The sequence below is a fragment of the Micromonospora sp. 15K316 genome (assembly GCF_004348525.1).
Lineage (GTDB): Bacteria > Actinomycetota > Actinomycetes > Mycobacteriales > Micromonosporaceae > Micromonospora.
In genome coordinates, this window is sequence record NZ_SMKG01000008.1 from 23168 (window position 1) to 38250 (window position 15083).

Here is a 15083-nt window from a genome sequence, read left to right on the forward strand (position 1 = left end):
AGAGTAGGCGCTTGTGAAGGGGTGCACAAATCGCGATCTTGTCAGCTCGCGACGCGGCTCCACCTGGCCCTCCATTCCGCAAGATCGATCCGGCGGTATCCACCGGCACCGCTCGGCGATTATTGCTCAATCCCGACTTCTCTGACCAATCCCGCGCCGTCAGCGCGCCCTAATCGCCCTTTCAAACAGCGCGATCCGCTATTTTCCGGCCGAAACCGCGACGGCAACCGGCCGAGAAACCAGAGGTAGGGCCAGCCCTACGGCGCAGAGGACGGGCTACGGGATGGGCCCGGGACGTCGTACTGCCTAGCCTTTTGGCATGACCACCGTCACTGTGCCCGCCCACCAGTCGAAACTGGCGCCGACCGTCACCCGCCAACTTCTGCACGACTCCGGCTACGTGCTGCTCGGGCTCCCGTTGGCGCTGGCCAGTTTCGTCGTGCTGCTGGCCGGCACGGTGCTCGGCATCGGTCTGATGGTGACGGTGATCGGCCTGCCCGTCCTCGCCGGAACCCTCTACGCCGCCCGGGGCCTGGCCGACATCGAACGGCTCCGACTGCCCTCCGTGCTGCACCAGCCCCGCATCCGCCCCCACTACCGGGTGGCGGAGCCCGGCGCCAGCGCCTGGCGGCGGATCTTCGTACCGATCGCCGACGCCCAGTCCTGGCTCGACCTGGCGCACGGCATCTTCAAGCTGATCGTCGCGGTGGGCACGTTCGTGGTGACCGTGGTCTGGTGGGCGGGGGCCGTCGGCGGCGCGCTCTACTGGGCGTACGACTGGGCGCTGCCACACCCACCGGACGAGACCGACCTGGCCGACCTGCTCGGCCTCGGGGGCTCCACCGCCACCCGGGTCGGCCTCTACACCGCGATCGGCGCCTTCTTCCTCATCACCCTCCCGATCGTGGTCCGCGGCTGCGCCCTGCTCCAGGCGAGCTTCTGCCGGGCGATGCTCACCGGGGTCGCCGAGATGCGCGACCGGATCATCGTGCTCGAGGAGCAGAAGCGGGCCGCCGCCTCCGCCGAGGCGACCGCCCTGCGCCGGCTCGAACGGGACATCCACGACGGCCCCCAGCAGCGGCTGGTCCGGTTGGCGATGGATCTCAGCCGGGCCCGGCAGCAGCTCGCCTCCGACCCGGAGGCGGCCGGGCGGACCCTGGACGAGGCCGTCGCGCAGACCCGGGACACGCTGGCCGAGCTGCGCTCCCTCTCCCGGGGCATCGCGCCGCCGATCCTGGTCGACCGCGGCCTGCCCAGCGCGCTGGCCGCGCTCGCCGGACGCGGGCTGATCCCGATCGAGCTGCGGGTCGACCCGGAGCTCGGCGTACCGGCCGGTCGGCTCGACCCGGCGCTGGAGAACACGGCCTACTTCGTGGTGGCCGAGGCGCTCACCAACGTGGCGAAGCACAGCCGGGCGACCGAGTGCCAGGTGAGCGTCGAGAGGTCGGATCGGCGGCTCACGGTGAGCGTGGGCGACGACGGCCAGGGCGGGGCGCACGTGGCGAAGGGGCACGGGCTGGCGGGCATCGCCGACCGGGTCCGCGCCGCGGGGGGCGAGCTGACCGTCGTCAGCCCGCCCGGCGGGCCCACCGAGATCCGCGCCGACCTGCCGTTGTGAGGTCGACGTGATAGACAACACCACCATGCGAGTGGTGATCGCCGACGACGCCGTGCTGCTCCGGGAGGGGCTGGTGCGGCTGCTGACCGAGACCGGGCACGAGGTCGTGGCCGTCGTGGGTGACGGTGACGCGCTGGTCGAGGCGGTGGTGGCGCACCGGCCGGACGTGTCGATCGTCGACGTGCGGATGCCGCCGACGCACACCGACGAGGGGTTGCGGGCGGCGGTGCAGGCCCGCCAACTGGTGCCACGCAGCCCCGTCCTGGTCCTCTCCCAGTACGTCGAGGTGTCGTACGCCGACGATCTGCTGGCCACCACCGGCGGCGCCGGCGGCGGCGGGATCGGCTACCTGCTGAAGGACCGGGTGGCCGCGATCGACGAGTTCCTGGACGGGCTGCGGAGGGTCGCGGCCGGCGGCACGGTGCTCGACCCGGAGGTGGTCGGTCAGCTCTTCGCCCGGCGCCGCCGCGACGACCCGCTGCGCGAGCTGACCCCGCGCGAGCGGGAGGTGCTCGGGCTGATGGCCGAGGGGCGCTCCAACACGGCGATCGCGCGTGCCCTGGTGGTGAGTGACGGGGCGGTGGAGAAGCATGTGCGCAACATCTTCACCAAGCTCAACCTCCCACCCGACACCGAGCAGCACCGCCGGGTCCTGGCGGTGCTGGCCTACCTGCGCAACTGAGAGTCAGAACAGGGACCGGGCGAGCTGCACGGCCTCGGTCAGCGTGTCGGCCACCGGGTGGCCGGAGGCGCGCAGCCGACCCGGGTCGGTGAAGCCACCGGTGTAGAGCACGGCGCGACCGCCCACCGCGCCGGCGGCGTCCGCGTCGTCGAGCGAGTCACCGATCAGCACCGCCGAGCGCCCGTCGACGCCCAGCTCGGCGAGGTGTTTCTGGAGCGACTCCGCCTTGCGGTCGCCACCGGTCCCGCCGCGCAGACCGTCCACCCGCAGGAAGTCGCCGGTCAGCCCGAACCGGTGCACGGTCGGCACCAGCTCGTCGTGGAACCACATGGAGAGCAGCGACTGCCCGTCGGGCCACGTCCGCATCGCGGTCCGCGCGTCGGCGGCCAGCTCGCAGGTGGTGAGCCCGCTGCGGTACGCCTCGTGGAAGATCCGGTCCAGCCGGCCGAACTCCTCGTCGTCGACGGCCTGACCGAGCACGTCGGCGTAGTACTCGGCGACCGGCCGGCGGAACCGCACCCGGTGCTGGTCGGCGGTCACGGTCGGGCCACCGACGCTGGCGAACGCGACGTTGGTGGCGTCGATCACCAGGCTGAGGTCGTTGAGCAGGGTGCCGTTCCAGTCCCAGACCAGGTGGGGGCGTGCAGGGGTCATGTCGCCGAAGGCTACCCGGCGGCGTTCACAGCTGGGGGGTGGTGAGGTCCCGCAGCAGCCGCTCCTCCTCCACCCGCCAGTAGCCGTGCTCCTTGCCGTCGAGCAGCACCACCGGCAGGCGGTCGCCGTAGTCGCGCTCCAGCTCCAGGTCGGCGGTCACGTCCCACTCGACCCACCGGTCGCCGGTGACCGCGACCACCCGTTCCAACGCGGCGCGCGCCTCCTCGCAGAGGTGGCAGTCGGGCCGGGTGATCAGGGTGAGCCGGGCGTCACTGGACATCGGGCACCTCCGTGCGCGGGTCGGCCGGAACCGACGGGTCGTCGACCGGCGCCGCCGGGGACGGCACCGGGGCGGGCGTGGCGGTCGCCGGGCGGAGCTGGGTCTTACGGACCTTACCGATCACCGAGTGCGGCAGGGTGTCGACGAACTCGATGCCGGTCGGGCACTTGAACCGGGCCAGGTTCCGTGCGCAGTGGTCGCGCAGCTCCGCCGCGGTCACCGGGTCACCGGGTGCCCGCACCACGTACGCCCGGACAGTCTCACCCGTCCGCGGGTGCGGCACACCCAGTACCGCCGACTCGACCACCCCCGGGTGCCCGTCGAGCACCGACTCCACCTCGTGCGGGTAGACGTTGAAGCCGTTGACCAGGATCAGCTCGCCGAGCCGGTCGACCAGGAAGAGGTCGCCGTCCTCGTCGGCGTACGCGACGTCGCCGGTGGGCCACCAGCCGGCCGCGTCCGGGCCGCCCCGGCCGTCCGGCCAGTAGCCGGCGAAGAGGTTGGGGCCCCGGACGACGATCTGGCCGGGATCGGTGCCCGGCGCGGCGTCGGAGAGGTCCGGCCCGTCGGAGTCGTCGTCCGGCGCGGCCACCCCGTCACGCCACAGATCGGTACCGTCGGCGCCGACCAGGCGCAGCTCGACGCCGGGCAGCGGCCGGCCGATCGAGCGGGCCTTGGGACGGTGACCGACCAGGGTGGAGGTGAGCACCGGAGCGGTCTCGGTGAGGCCGTACCCGACGTGCACCGGGCGGCCGGCGGCGGAGGTGAAACGGGCCGCCACGGCCGGCTCCAGCGGCGCCGCGCCGCAGACCACCAGCCGGACCGACGCCATCGCCGCGGCGAGCGCGCCGGCGTCCGCCGTGGACCAGGCCAGCACCATCGACGGTACGCCGACCAGCACGGTGACCCGGTGCCGGGCGATCTCGGCGAGCGCGACGTCCGGGCCGAGGTCGTCGACCAGCACACCCGTCGCGCCGTGCTGGATCACCGCGCCGAGCCCCGAGTTGAGCCCGTACGCGTGGAACAGCGGCAGCGCCAGCAGCACGGTGTCCTGCGGCCCGATCACCGGTGGCTCGATGCGGCTCACCTGTTCGACGTTGGCCGAGAGCGCGCCGTGCGACAGCATCGCCCCCTTGGGCCGCCCCTCGGTGCCGGAGGTGTAGAGCAGTACGGCGAGATCGTCCGCACCGCGGGCCGGGAGGTCGACGGCGTGCTCGCCGTGGTCGGCCGGCGGCCCGGCGTGCACCGCGGTGAGCGCCGGCAGCTCCCCGCCGTACGGGGCGACGAGGTCACGGACCCGCTCGGTGGCGATGAGCGCCGCCGCGCCGGAGTCGGCGAGCACGTGCCGCAGCTCCGGTGCGGTGAACTCGGCGTTGACGGGCACCGCGACGAGCCCGGCGCGCAGGACTCCCAGGTAGCTGGTGACGAAGTCCGGCGTGTTGGGCAGGGCGATGGCGACTCGCGCCGGCCGCCCGTCCGGGTCCGGTGTGGTCGCGGTGGCGAGCGCGCGGGCCACCGCGGTCACCGAGGCGTCCAGTTCGGACCAGCTGATCGTCCGGTCCCGCCAGTGCAGGGCGGGCCGGTCGCCGTGCGCGACGGCCGCCCGGCGTACCCGGTCGGCGAGGTTCGGGGCGGTTCCGCTCGCTGCGTCCTGCACGGTGGCTGAGTCTCGCACAGCGGTCGGCCGGCGGCCATGCCCCGCACGTGCGCGCCCGGATTCCGTCGTCGACGGTGGCGGTCCCGTCCACGGGACAGGATGCTGTGCCGCGCGTGATCCAACTGCGTCCCGTCGGCGGGACACCACGACACGCCATCGCGATCCCCCGCGTGGTCTGTCAGCTAGCCGACCGACACGCCCGAGCGAAGCCCGACCTGACCGCGCTGACCTGGGCTTCCACTCCGGACCACCGGAACCGGCCAAAGTCAACCGCACACGACGGACAACCGGTCCGCCATCGGTGCGACACGGCGGGAAATACTTCGGCCCTGTGTAACGGACTTGCCACGCGCGGGTGACGTTGGCCCCTATCATCACTCGGGTCGGCTCACCCCATTTGCCGTGAGTCGACACCCCTCAGCCCGAGGAGGCCCCCGTGCCCGTCAGCGCATTGGACCAGCACCTCAAGGGGAACTGCCGCCCGTCGGCACACCCCGCAACCGCCGTGCCCGCCGGTGGCTCGTCCACCGGTGGCCGGGCGGTACGACCGGCACGGCCGCTGGCCGGCGGGACGGGGGGCGCGCGATGAGCACCTTCGGCTACACGGAACGCCCGGTCGGCCTGACCGGCCCGACCCCGCGCAGCGCCGTCAACGAGCGCACCGCGAGGCAGGGCGGCCACGACGACGGCGCGGCGCTCGCCGTCCAGGGTGAGGGCACCGCCAAACGGCTGCGTAACCGGCCGCACAACGAGCCGCCGCCCCGGCCGACCCCGCCCGGCGCGAACGCCAAGCCGCCCAACACCCGGGTCGTGGCGCCACCGCAGCGCGGCATGCCGGCGCAGAGCCGCCGCGTCGACGACGCTCCCGCGGTGGCCGACCCGTCCGCAAGCGAGACCGCCGTGCTGCCCGCCGTGCCGGCCACCACCGCGCCCTCCGGCACCGGCAGCGCCACCGGCTTCCCGAGCCGCCCCGACCCGTCCGACCCGGCGACCGAGGTGTGGGCGCTGGTCGAGCGGGCGCAGGCCGGCGAGTCCGAGGCGTTCGGCCTCATCTACGACCGGTACGTCGACACGGTCTTCCGCTTCGTCTACTTCCGGGTCGGCAACCGGCAGCTCGCCGAGGACCTGACCTCCGACACCTTCCTGCGCGCCCTCAAGCGGATCGGCAGCTTCACCTGGCAGGGCCGGGACCTGGGCGCCTGGCTGGTCACCATCGCCCGCAACCTCGTCGCCGACCACTTCAAGTCCGGTCGCTACCGGCTGGAGGTCACCACCGGCGACGTGCTCGACGCCGACCGCGAGGACCGCGGCCCGGAGGGGAGCCCGGAGGCGGCGGTGGTGGAACACATCACGAACGTCGCCCTGCTCAGCGCGGTCAAGCAGCTCAATCCGGAGCAGCAGGAGTGCATCGTGCTCCGCTTCCTCCAGGGCTTCTCGGTGGCGGAGACGGCTCGTGCGATGGGCAAGAACGAGGGCGCGATCAAGGCGTTGCAGTACCGCGCCGTCCGCGCCCTGGCCCGTCTGCTGCCCGACGGCTTCCAACCGTAGTCATCTCCGGGGCCGGCGCTGCACGATCTTCGATCGCGCAGCTCAGAGGCCGTTTCACGAGGTGATCCCGATCACTTTCTGTGATTTCCGCCCCGCCGGGCCCGTAACCCGTGCCCGGCGCGCTCCGTTTCTCCGGGTGCGACCGGTGGTTGCCCCGGTATCCCCCCGGGCCCCGGAGGTCGGCGGGCACACCCTGCCCACGACCTCATCTCGCGGTGTCACGTCGCCGCCGGTCGTCGGCCATACGGCGGCCGACCGGCCGTGACCAGCGAGAGGAGGTGCCCGCGGTGGACAACATCCTCTTCTCCCGCCGGCGCGCCGAGCGCTTCGCCCAGCTTCTCGACGAGGCCAACGGCGGCCGTAGGCATCATGTCCGGTCCCGGGTCGACGACGAGCTCGCCCCACTCGTGGCCGTGGGGCAGCGGATCGTCGCCGAGCGCCCCGCGGTGGAGGTGGATCCGGAGTTCCGCACGGGTCTGCGCGCCATGCTGCTGGCCACCGCCGAGCGCGAAGGGCTCGGCACACCGGCCGCCGCGACGGCCGACGCGGGCGACCAGCGCGCCACGGCGGGCACCCGGAACTCCCTGCTGCCCGCGGTCACGGCACGCCGGGCCCGCGCCCGGGGCGCCATCCTGATCGGCGTGGCCGCCGGGGCGATCGCCGTCTCCGGCATCTCGGCCGCCAGCGAGAACGCGATGCCGGGCGACGCGCTGTACGGCATGAAGCGCGGGACCGAGCGGGCCCAACTCGCCCTGGCCAGTTCCGACGTCAGCCGGGGCCAGCTCTTCCTCGACTTCGCCCGCACCCGGCTCGCCGAGGCGGCCGAACTGCGTGGCGACCACGCCGGCTTCAGCGCCGTCCTCGACGACATGGACGCCGACACCCGCCAGGGCGTACGGCTGTTGACCGGCGCGGCCGTGCAGCGCGCCGACGCGGCGAGCCTGGACGCGGTGAACACCTTCGTGGCCGGGCAGCGGCGCGCGGTCGGCGACCTGCTCGACGGCGCCAACCGGACCGACCGGGAGCGCACCCGCGAATCGCTGGCGCTGCTCGACGCGGCCCGTGAGCGCTCCGACGCGCTGCGTACGGCGCTCGGCTGCGGCCTTCCCGCGCCGGTGGCCAGCGACAGCCTCGGCCCGGCCCCCGACACCTGCCCCGCCGACCGCTGACCGGCGGGCACCGCCGGATTCCCGCCCGCCGCTCCCGGTCCGGCTACGCTCGCTGGGGGTTCACCGGTCCAGGGAGGGAGGTCGCGTGGCGCGCAGCCGGAGGGTGACGGTCAGCACCGACGTCCACGGGCACACCGCCGGCTGGGCGGAGACCGAGCCGGCCCCGCCGTCCGCACCGGATCCCACCGCAGCGGCCTTCTTCGACGTGGACAACACGATGATGCGGGGCGCCTCGATCTACTGGTTCGCCCGGGGGCTCGCCGCCCGCAACTACTTCACCACCGCCGACCTGGCCCGCTTCGCCTGGCAGCAGCTCCGGTTCCGGTTGCTCGCCCGGGAGCACGCCGGCGACATGTCCCAGGCCAGGGACGCCGCGCTCGCGTTCATCGAGGGCTGGCGGGTGGACGACATGGAGCGGCTCGCCCAGGAGATCTTCGACGAGATGATGGCGCCGCGCATCTGGGTGGGCACCCGGCAGCTCGCCCAGCGACACCTCGACGCCGGGGAGCGGGTCTGGCTGGTGAGCGCCGCGCCGGTGGAGATCGGCCGGGTGATCGCGTCCCGGCTCGGGTTGACCGGGGCGATCGGCACGGTCGCCGAGGTGGTCGACGGCGCGTACACCGGCCGCCTCGCCGGCGACCTGATGCACGGGCCGGCGAAGGCCGAGGCGGTGACGCAGCTCGCCGCCGTGGAGGGGCTCGACCTGGTCCGCTGCGCCGCCTACAGCGACTCGGCCAACGACCTGCCGCTGCTGCACACCGTGGGCCGGCCGGTGGCGGTGAACCCGGACGGCGCGCTGCTGCGCCGCGCCCGGGAGCACGGCTGGGAGGTGTGCGACTTCCGCACCGGCCGTCGGGCCGTCAAGATCGCCGTACCGTCCACCGCCGTGGCCGGGGCGCTGGTCGGCGCCGTCAGCGCCGGCCTGGCGCTGCACCGTCGTCGCCGCCCGGGCTGACCGGCCACCGATCGCCGCTGCCGGCGACGGCGGATCACGGGCCGAACGGGTCCGGGCGGCGTTCGAGCAGCTTGTGCAGGGTCTGCTGGATGGTTTCCCGCACCTGGTCGGCGAGGTTGAAGACCACCAGCGGATCGTCGGCCGAATCGGTCAGGTGCGCCGTCGGGATCGGCGGGCAGAACTCGATCAGCCACTTGCTCGGCAACGGGACCATGCCCAGCGGACCGAGCCAGGGGAAGGTCGGCGTGACCGGGAAGTAGGGCAGCTTCAGCAGCCGGGCCAGCGGCTTGATGTCGGCGAGCATCGGGTAGATCTCCTCACCGCCGACGATCGCCACCGGCACGATCGGGGTGCCGGTACGCAGCGCGGCCGAGACGAAACCACCCCGCCCGAAGCGTTGCAGCTTGTACCGGTCGGCGTAGAGCTTGCCGATGCCCTTGAAGCCCTCCGGGAAGACACCGACCAGCTCGCCCGTGCCGAGCAGCCGTTCGGCATCCGGGTTGCAGGCCACCGTGCCGCCCGACTTGCGCGCCAGCTCGGAGACGACCGGCATCCGGAACACCAGGTCGGCGCCGAGCAGGCGGAGGAACCGGTGCCCGGGGTGCCGGTCGTGCAGGGCGGTCGCGAGGATCAGCGCGTCCAGCGCCACAGTGCCGGAGTGGTTCCCCACCACCAGGCCGGCACCGTCGGCGGGCACGTTCTCGATCCCGGTCACCTCGGTGCGGAACCAGTCCCGGTAGAGCACCCGCACCAGCGGATGCAGGACCCGCTCGGTCAGGTCCGGGTCGAAGCCGAACTCGTCGACCTCGTAGTCGCCGGAGAGCCGCCGGCGCAGGAACGCCAGACCGCCGGCCACCTTCCGGTCCCAGTGGTCTCCGGGCACATCGGTCACCGCCGACCCGGCCGGCCGCGCCGGCTCGTCCCGCTCCGCCGCCGCGTCGGGCGCCGGCTCGGCGGCAGCCGGATCGGCCGGTCGGTGTCCGTTGCGCCGCGCCGGCTCCGCGGCCGGGTCCGGCGCGTCCAGCGGTACGTCGAACCGGCCGCCCTCGGCACCCGCGTGCTCCCGCCCGGCCCCGTTCACGACCGCTCCCGGACCGCGCTCCGCACCTGCCGGATCCCGTCCAGCACGGCCTGCTCGGCGGCGGCCAACTGTTCCCGGGTCACCACGGCGCGACCGTGGTGGGCGCGGATGAAGTCGTCGAAGGCGGCGGCGGTCGAGCGCGGGGTGAACCCGTACTCGCGCTCCAACCGGCCGGTGTCCACCACCCGGCCGTGCACGAAGAGGTCGACCTGGTCCAGCCCGATCCGGCCGAACCCGAGCGAACGGGCGAGCGCGGCGGCGTTGGAGAGCCCGGGTTCCAGCACCGGGACGGCCACCCGACCGGCCCGCCGGATCGCCTGGGCCAAGGAGAGCACGCCCGGCCCGGCGACGTTGTAGGTGCCCGGGTGGTCCTCGACGGCGGACCGGTGCAGCACCTCGAGAGCGTCGTCGAAGTGCAGGAACTGCAGCCGGGGGTCCCGGCCGAAGACGGTCGGCACCAGCGGCTGGGAGAAGTAGCGGGTCAGCGTCGTGTCGGCGGTGGAGCCGATGAAGGGCGCGAAGCGCAGGACGGTCGCGGTGACGTCGGGACGGCGGCGGCGGAAGCCGCGCACGTACCCCTCGATGTCGAGGATGTCGCGGCCGAACCCGCCACGCGGCACCTCACGGGGCTCGGTCTCCTCGGTGAAGACCGCCGGGTCCCGGAACGACGCCCCGTACGCCGCCGTCGACGAGCGGACCACGATCTTGCGCAGCCGGGGCGCCCGCTGGCAGGCGGCGAGCAGCTGCATCGTGCCGATGACGTTCTGCTCCTTCATCGCCGCGCGGCCGCCGTGCTGCGGGTCGGGAGCGGTGACGAGCGCCAGGTGCACCACCGCGTCGACGTCCAGGTCCGCGAGGAGGTTGCCGAGCGAGCCGGCGTCGACGCGGAGCTGTTCCACCCCGTCGAGCAGGTCGGCGAACTCGCCACCGGACTCGGGCGAGTCGATGCCGATCACCCGCTCGATGCGCGGGTCGGCGGCGAGCCGGGCGGCGACGTGCGCGCCGAGGTAGCGGCCCAGCCCGGTGACGACGACGACCCCCGGAGCACCAGAGGTGCCACCGGGGGTCATCTTTCGCACCACCCTCGGCAGGCGGGATCGTGCCGGGACGACCACGGCCTGATCACCTGAGCCTCCGAGGGTCGACAGGTGGCAAGTGACGCCGTTACCGGGCCGTCGGCCCGGCGGCGGTCACTTGCCGAGACGGCGACGCTGGACGCGGGTCTTGCGCAGCAGCTTGCGGTGCTTCTTCTTAGCCATGCGCTTGCGGCGCTTCTTGACCACCGAGCCCATACGAAAGCCTTTCGATGCAACGTGCGGGGCGGACCGGCTGCCACCACCACGCGGGTGGGCGTCGGCGACCGCTTGCGGACAACGGACCGGACCAGGTCGGGCAGCAGGGCGCACCGGGGTGCGGTCACGGTCGGGGTCCAGGGTAGCGGGAGACTATCAGCAGGACCAACGCGGCCCCGTCGATGCACCCGCTCCCGCCGCGTCGGGGGTGCCACAGCGTGCCCCACGGACCGTTCCCCGGCGGTCAGCGGACGCGTCCCGTAGACACCTCCGCCGCTCACCCCTCGGGCCCGCCGTGGTCGGCCGGGCCCGAACGCCCCGGCTGGTCCGGCGCCTCAGGCGGTCTCTTGAAAGGCGCCGCGAAGGTACTCGTGCACCGCGTGCTCGGGCACGCGGAACGACCGGCCGACCCGCACGGCGGTGAGTTCACCGCTGTGCACCAGGCGGTAGACCGTCATCTTCGACACCCGCATGACCGTCGCCACCTCGGCGACGGTCAGGAACTTGACCTCCGACAGTCGACCGTCGGACTGCGACCCGGTCATGGCTCACCCGTCCCCATCCCATGCCCAGCGCGCACCCGTGCCGGCGGAATGCTCCCGCACGGACCGGCGACGCGCGTGTTACCAGTACGGTAGCGGGGCGGCTGTGACCGGCGCGATCCCTTCGTACAACTGATCATGATTCCGGCCTCGGGTTCACCCGTTCCGACCTGCCGAAATCCGCCCTGTTGCGGCGCGCGTCCCATCGCCGGGACCCGGACGCGCCGAAGTCGCTCCGCCACGCACCGGAGTCCCCGTTCGCCTGTCCGGACCGCGCGAACCGTTCGGGATCGCCCGTCGGCCGCCGGTGTAGCGCGGAAGGCGCCCGGTGGCTCCGGTGGCGCCACCGGAGCCACCGGGCGGGTGCCCCGGGCCGCTTCCGGACGCGGCACCGGGGCTCCGCGCTGGGAGCCGGACCAGTGTCGCAGGTACGCCCCGACCACCCGACACCGGTGGATCATGAAGTCCCGGCCGCCGGGTCGGCGACGGCCGTCAGGCGGCCAGCGTGCGGATGTACGCGACGCACTGGCCGTGCAGGGTCGACCACGACTCGCCGAAGACCTCCTCGGACGCCTGTTCCGGCGGCGTGCGGTCGTGCAGCACGGCCGCCACGAAGGCGAGCAGGCGCTGCTCACCGAAACGGTCGACGAGGTGCCGGACGGCCAGGTAGCCGAGGCCGTAGCTGGCCGCGACCCGGGCGGCGGGCGCGTCGTCGGCCGGCGCGAGGTCGTCCAACCGGCCGTTCCAACCGCCCCGGACCAGCTCGCGCACCTGGGCCATGCCCTGGTAGCGGCTCACCGGCTGGCCGCCCGCGCCCGCGTACTCGGCCAGCCCTTCCACCAGCCACCAGGTGGTCCTGCCCGGGTAACCCTGTTCGGGCAGCGAGGCGGCGTGGGTCAACTCGTGCCGGAGGAGGTCGTCCAGGCCGGCGGCGGTCGTCCCGTCCGCGTTGATCACCATCTCGTGGTGGCCACCGCCGACGGTGACCGCGTACCCGCCGGTCCACTTCGGGCGGCCGCCGCCGTACCAGCGTTCCCACTCCGCGGGGCCGGCGTAGTAGATCCGGTAGCGGTCCGGCGGCGAGCCGGCCACCGCGTACCTGTCGGCGACCTTCGCCGCCGCCTCGGCCTGGGCCAGCAGGGCGGGCAGCTTGCCGCGCAGCGCCGGCGTCGTGGCGACGCTGGTTCGCGCGCCGGTCGCCACGGCCAGTTCGCTGACCTCCCAGGGGCGGGTGCCGGTCTCCGCCGACTTGGACTCCTCGACGGCGACGAGCCGGGGCTGCCGCCCGTCGTCGCGCCAGCGGGTGCCGGCCAGCACGGGGCTGGGACGGCAGCCGGGCACCGCGAAGCAGTACTGGAACCGCACCAGCATCCGCCACTCGCCGGGCCGGTCGGCGATGGCGGTGGGCAGGCCGGTCACCTCGGCCCGCCAGGTGGTCACCCCCAGCGCCCGCAGCGCGTTGAACCGGCGGCGCAGGTCGGTGTGCGCGGCCGGCTCGGCCACGGCGAGGAAGCCGGCGAGATCACCGGCGAGCAGGGCGGCGGACTGCCGGTTCAGCACGGTGGCGATCCGGGCGGCGAAATCACGCGCGGCCCGCGCCGGGTCGCCGGCCGTGGGATCGGCGCGCCGCACCACCGCCGGCGTGGCGGGCTCCCGGAGCGCCGCTGTCAGGATCGCCGCCGGCACACCGCAGGTGAGCAGCAGCAGTACGACCAGCGTGAGCACCGTCCACAGGGGTCGGATCCGACGCGGGGCGGCTTCGTCCAGACCGTCCGTCACCCGGCGAAGGGTAACGACCAAACGGTCGATCCGGCGAGGCCGGCGTCACCGACCCCACTCCGAACAGGGGTGCCGGCCGGAAACGGCGCGGCGGTCAGGTCGGGCGGTCGGTGAGGCGGACCAGCGCGGCGGTCGCCGCCCAGACGGCCACCAGCGCGACGCCGGGCAGCGGCCCGGCGAGTGACGCGAGCAGCGCGCCGCCGGCCGCGAACCAGGCGGCCTGGAAGCCGTACCTGGCCGGCACCGGCAGCGTGATCCGCGCCTTCGGCGAACCGTAGACGCCCCAGAGCGCGGCCAGCAGCAGCGGCACCGCGACGGCGGAGAGCAGCCGGAGCGGGAGGCCGGTCTCCAACGCCCAGCCCCACCGGGCGCCGATCACCAGAACGGCCAGCTCCAGCAGGAACAGCAGGAGGAGCGCGAGGGCGCGGACCGACGCCCTCATGCCCTGCGCCAGTTCCGCAGCGCGGTGTCGAGCGAGGCGATCATCTCGTCGTACGAGCGGTCGAGATCGCGGGGCAGGCCGAAGCCGCCGGCCGCCTCCAGCGAGACGAACCCGTGCAGCGCGCTGCGGAGCGTCCGGGCGGCGTCGACGGCCGCGTCGCCGGTGATCCCGTAGCCGTGCAGCACCGCGTAGACGGCGCCGACGGCGCGCTCCCCGGCGGCCACGTGGTCCGGGTCGGTCGGCTCCGGCACCTGCTGGGTGGACGGGTAGCGGCCGGGGTGCCGGCGCGCGTACGCCCGGTAGGCGGCGGCCACGGCGCGCAGCGCGTCGGCGCCGGCCCGCCCGACGGCGGCCGCCGTCAACTCGTCGGCCAGCTCGGCGGTGGCGTACGCGGAGAGCTTCTGGGTGAGCGCGTCCGCGCCCCGGACGTGCTTGTAGAGGCTGGGCAGCGCGACGCCGAGCCGGCCGGCCAGCGCGGCGAGGGTGAGCTGCTCCCGGCCGACCTCGTCGACCAGCCGGGCTGCCTCTCGTACGACGATCTGCTGGTTCAGCCCGACCCTAGGCACCGGTGGTCACCGCCAGGAACGCGACGAGCTGCTCCGCCGTGCGCGCCGGCTGGTCGGCGTGCGGGTAGTGGCCGGAGTCGTCGATCATGCGGGCCTCCGCGGTGCCGAAGAGTCGCCGGGCGGCCCGCGCCTCGGCGCCCGGGTCGCGGAAGTCCGGGTCGCGGGCGCCCATGAGGACCAGGACGGGCTGCCGGACGTCGCGGGCCCGGGCGCTCCAGTGCGGCTCGACCAGGGCGACCACGCCGCGTACCGCCGCCATCCGGCCGTGCTCGCGGAGGTTGGCCACCATCGACCGCCGGTAGTCGGCGTCGTCGGCGGGACGGGTCACCGGGAAGAGCGTCCTGTGGAACATCCCGAAGAGCCGAGGACTGCGCAGCACCACCGCCTGGGCGAGCCGCATCAGCGGGTTCGCCTCGGGCGGCTCGACGAACGCGCCGACCAGCACGATCCCGGCGACCCGCTCCGGCCCGTCGGCGGCGGCGAAGACGACCGCGGCGGCGCTGGACGAGCTGCCCACCAGGACGGCCGGGCCGCCGCCGAGGTCGTCGACCACGGCCAGCAGGTCGCCGCCGACCTCGGCCGGGGCGTACGTCGGCCAGCCGACGCTGGACCCGCCGTGCCCCCGGACGTCGACCGAGGCGACCCGGTAGCCGGCCGCGACGAGCAGCGGGACCAGGTGCCGGTAGGTGTTGCGGTTCTCTCCCATGCCGTGTGCGAGCACGACGAGTGGACCCGACCCGTGCACCTCGTACGCGATCCGTCCACCCGATCGCTCTAGATAGCTAACACTCATAACCCAAAAGCTAATGGTGTTAGCC

The 15083-nt window shown here is 74.0% G+C and carries 16 protein-coding genes; 5 read left to right on the plus strand and 11 right to left on the minus strand.

Annotated elements, in window-relative coordinates; translation table 11 throughout:
- The first annotated feature begins 319 nt into the window (after nucleotides 1-319).
- Nucleotides 320-1618: a sensor histidine kinase gene (locus tag E1211_RS03795; RefSeq protein ID WP_132345415.1), complete on the plus strand. Its 1299-nt coding sequence runs from the start codon at nucleotides 320-322 to the stop codon at nucleotides 1616-1618.
- A gap of 25 nt (nucleotides 1619-1643) precedes the next feature.
- The gene (locus E1211_RS03800; protein WP_132345522.1) at nucleotides 1644-2300 is read left to right on the plus strand and encodes a response regulator transcription factor; all 657 of its coding nucleotides are present in this window, start codon (nucleotides 1644-1646) and stop codon (nucleotides 2298-2300) included.
- A gap of 3 nt (nucleotides 2301-2303) precedes the next feature.
- On the opposite strand, the gene E1211_RS03805 is transcribed toward E1211_RS03800, so the two are convergent.
- Genes E1211_RS03805 through E1211_RS03815 form a run of 3 tightly spaced genes read right to left on the minus strand, consistent with a single transcriptional unit; the run spans nucleotide 2304 to nucleotide 4891 of the window.
- Nucleotides 2304-2954, minus strand: coding sequence for an HAD family hydrolase (locus E1211_RS03805; RefSeq protein WP_132345417.1), 651 nt, complete (start codon nucleotides 2952-2954; stop codon nucleotides 2304-2306).
- Nucleotides 2955-2979: 25 nt separating this feature from the next.
- Nucleotides 2980-3234 (minus strand): glutaredoxin family protein, encoded by a 255-nt coding sequence (locus E1211_RS03810; RefSeq protein WP_132345419.1) that lies wholly within the window; start codon nucleotides 3232-3234, stop codon nucleotides 2980-2982.
- Nucleotides 3224-4891: an AMP-binding protein gene (locus tag E1211_RS03815; RefSeq protein WP_243709327.1), complete on the minus strand. Its 1668-nt coding sequence runs from the start codon at nucleotides 4889-4891 to the stop codon at nucleotides 3224-3226. Before E1211_RS03815 ends, E1211_RS03810 begins: the two co-directional genes overlap by 11 nt.
- 585 nt (nucleotides 4892-5476) lie before the next feature.
- Between E1211_RS03815 and E1211_RS03820 the strand changes: the two genes are divergently transcribed.
- The 3 genes from E1211_RS03820 (at nucleotide 5477) to E1211_RS03830 (ending at nucleotide 8563) form a co-directional block, all read left to right on the plus strand.
- A complete protein-coding gene (locus tag E1211_RS03820; protein ID WP_132345423.1) occupies nucleotides 5477-6439 on the plus strand; it encodes an ECF subfamily RNA polymerase sigma factor, BldN family in 963 nt (320 codons plus the stop codon).
- Nucleotides 6440-6717: 278 nt separating this feature from the next.
- The gene (locus tag E1211_RS03825) at nucleotides 6718-7608 is read left to right on the plus strand and encodes a DUF5667 domain-containing protein (protein WP_371686121.1); all 891 of its coding nucleotides are present in this window, start codon (nucleotides 6718-6720) and stop codon (nucleotides 7606-7608) included.
- Nucleotides 7609-7693: 85 nt separating this feature from the next.
- Nucleotides 7694-8563, plus strand: coding sequence for an HAD family phosphatase (locus tag E1211_RS03830; protein ID WP_132345427.1), 870 nt, complete (start codon nucleotides 7694-7696; stop codon nucleotides 8561-8563).
- 34 nt (nucleotides 8564-8597) lie between these two features.
- On the opposite strand, the gene E1211_RS03835 is transcribed toward E1211_RS03830, so the two are convergent.
- The 8 genes from E1211_RS03835 to E1211_RS03875 form a co-directional block, all read right to left on the minus strand.
- Nucleotides 8598-9455 (minus strand): lysophospholipid acyltransferase family protein, encoded by an 858-nt coding sequence (locus E1211_RS03835; RefSeq protein WP_132345524.1) that lies wholly within the window; start codon nucleotides 9453-9455, stop codon nucleotides 8598-8600.
- 185 nt (nucleotides 9456-9640) lie between these two features.
- The gene (locus E1211_RS03840) at nucleotides 9641-10714 is read right to left on the minus strand and encodes an NAD-dependent epimerase/dehydratase family protein (RefSeq protein WP_132345429.1); all 1074 of its coding nucleotides are present in this window, start codon (nucleotides 10712-10714) and stop codon (nucleotides 9641-9643) included.
- 120 nt (nucleotides 10715-10834) lie between these two features.
- Entirely contained in the window at nucleotides 10835-10936 is a 102-nt protein-coding gene (locus E1211_RS03845; RefSeq protein ID WP_007465623.1) for a 30S ribosomal protein bS22, read from the minus strand.
- Between the two features lie 335 nt (nucleotides 10937-11271).
- Nucleotides 11272-11481 carry a helix-turn-helix domain-containing protein gene (locus E1211_RS03850; protein ID WP_076466789.1) on the minus strand — a complete coding sequence of 70 codons (210 nt, stop codon included), beginning with the start codon at nucleotides 11479-11481 and terminating at the stop codon, nucleotides 11272-11274.
- A gap of 489 nt (nucleotides 11482-11970) precedes the next feature.
- Entirely contained in the window at nucleotides 11971-13257 is a 1287-nt protein-coding gene (locus E1211_RS03860; protein ID WP_132345431.1) for a hypothetical protein, read from the minus strand.
- Between the two features lie 94 nt (nucleotides 13258-13351).
- Nucleotides 13352-13699 carry a YrdB family protein gene (locus E1211_RS03865; RefSeq protein ID WP_132345433.1) on the minus strand — a complete coding sequence of 116 codons (348 nt, stop codon included), beginning with the start codon at nucleotides 13697-13699 and terminating at the stop codon, nucleotides 13352-13354.
- Nucleotides 13696-14265: a TetR/AcrR family transcriptional regulator gene (locus E1211_RS03870; protein WP_132345435.1), complete on the minus strand. Its 570-nt coding sequence runs from the start codon at nucleotides 14263-14265 to the stop codon at nucleotides 13696-13698. The genes E1211_RS03865 and E1211_RS03870 overlap by 4 nt, the downstream gene beginning before the upstream one ends.
- Complete coding sequence (locus E1211_RS03875) at nucleotides 14258-15058, minus strand: alpha/beta fold hydrolase (protein WP_132345437.1); 801 nt, start codon at nucleotides 15056-15058, stop codon at nucleotides 14258-14260. The genes E1211_RS03870 and E1211_RS03875 overlap by 8 nt, the downstream gene beginning before the upstream one ends.
- Nucleotides 15059-15083 lie beyond the last annotated feature (25 nt).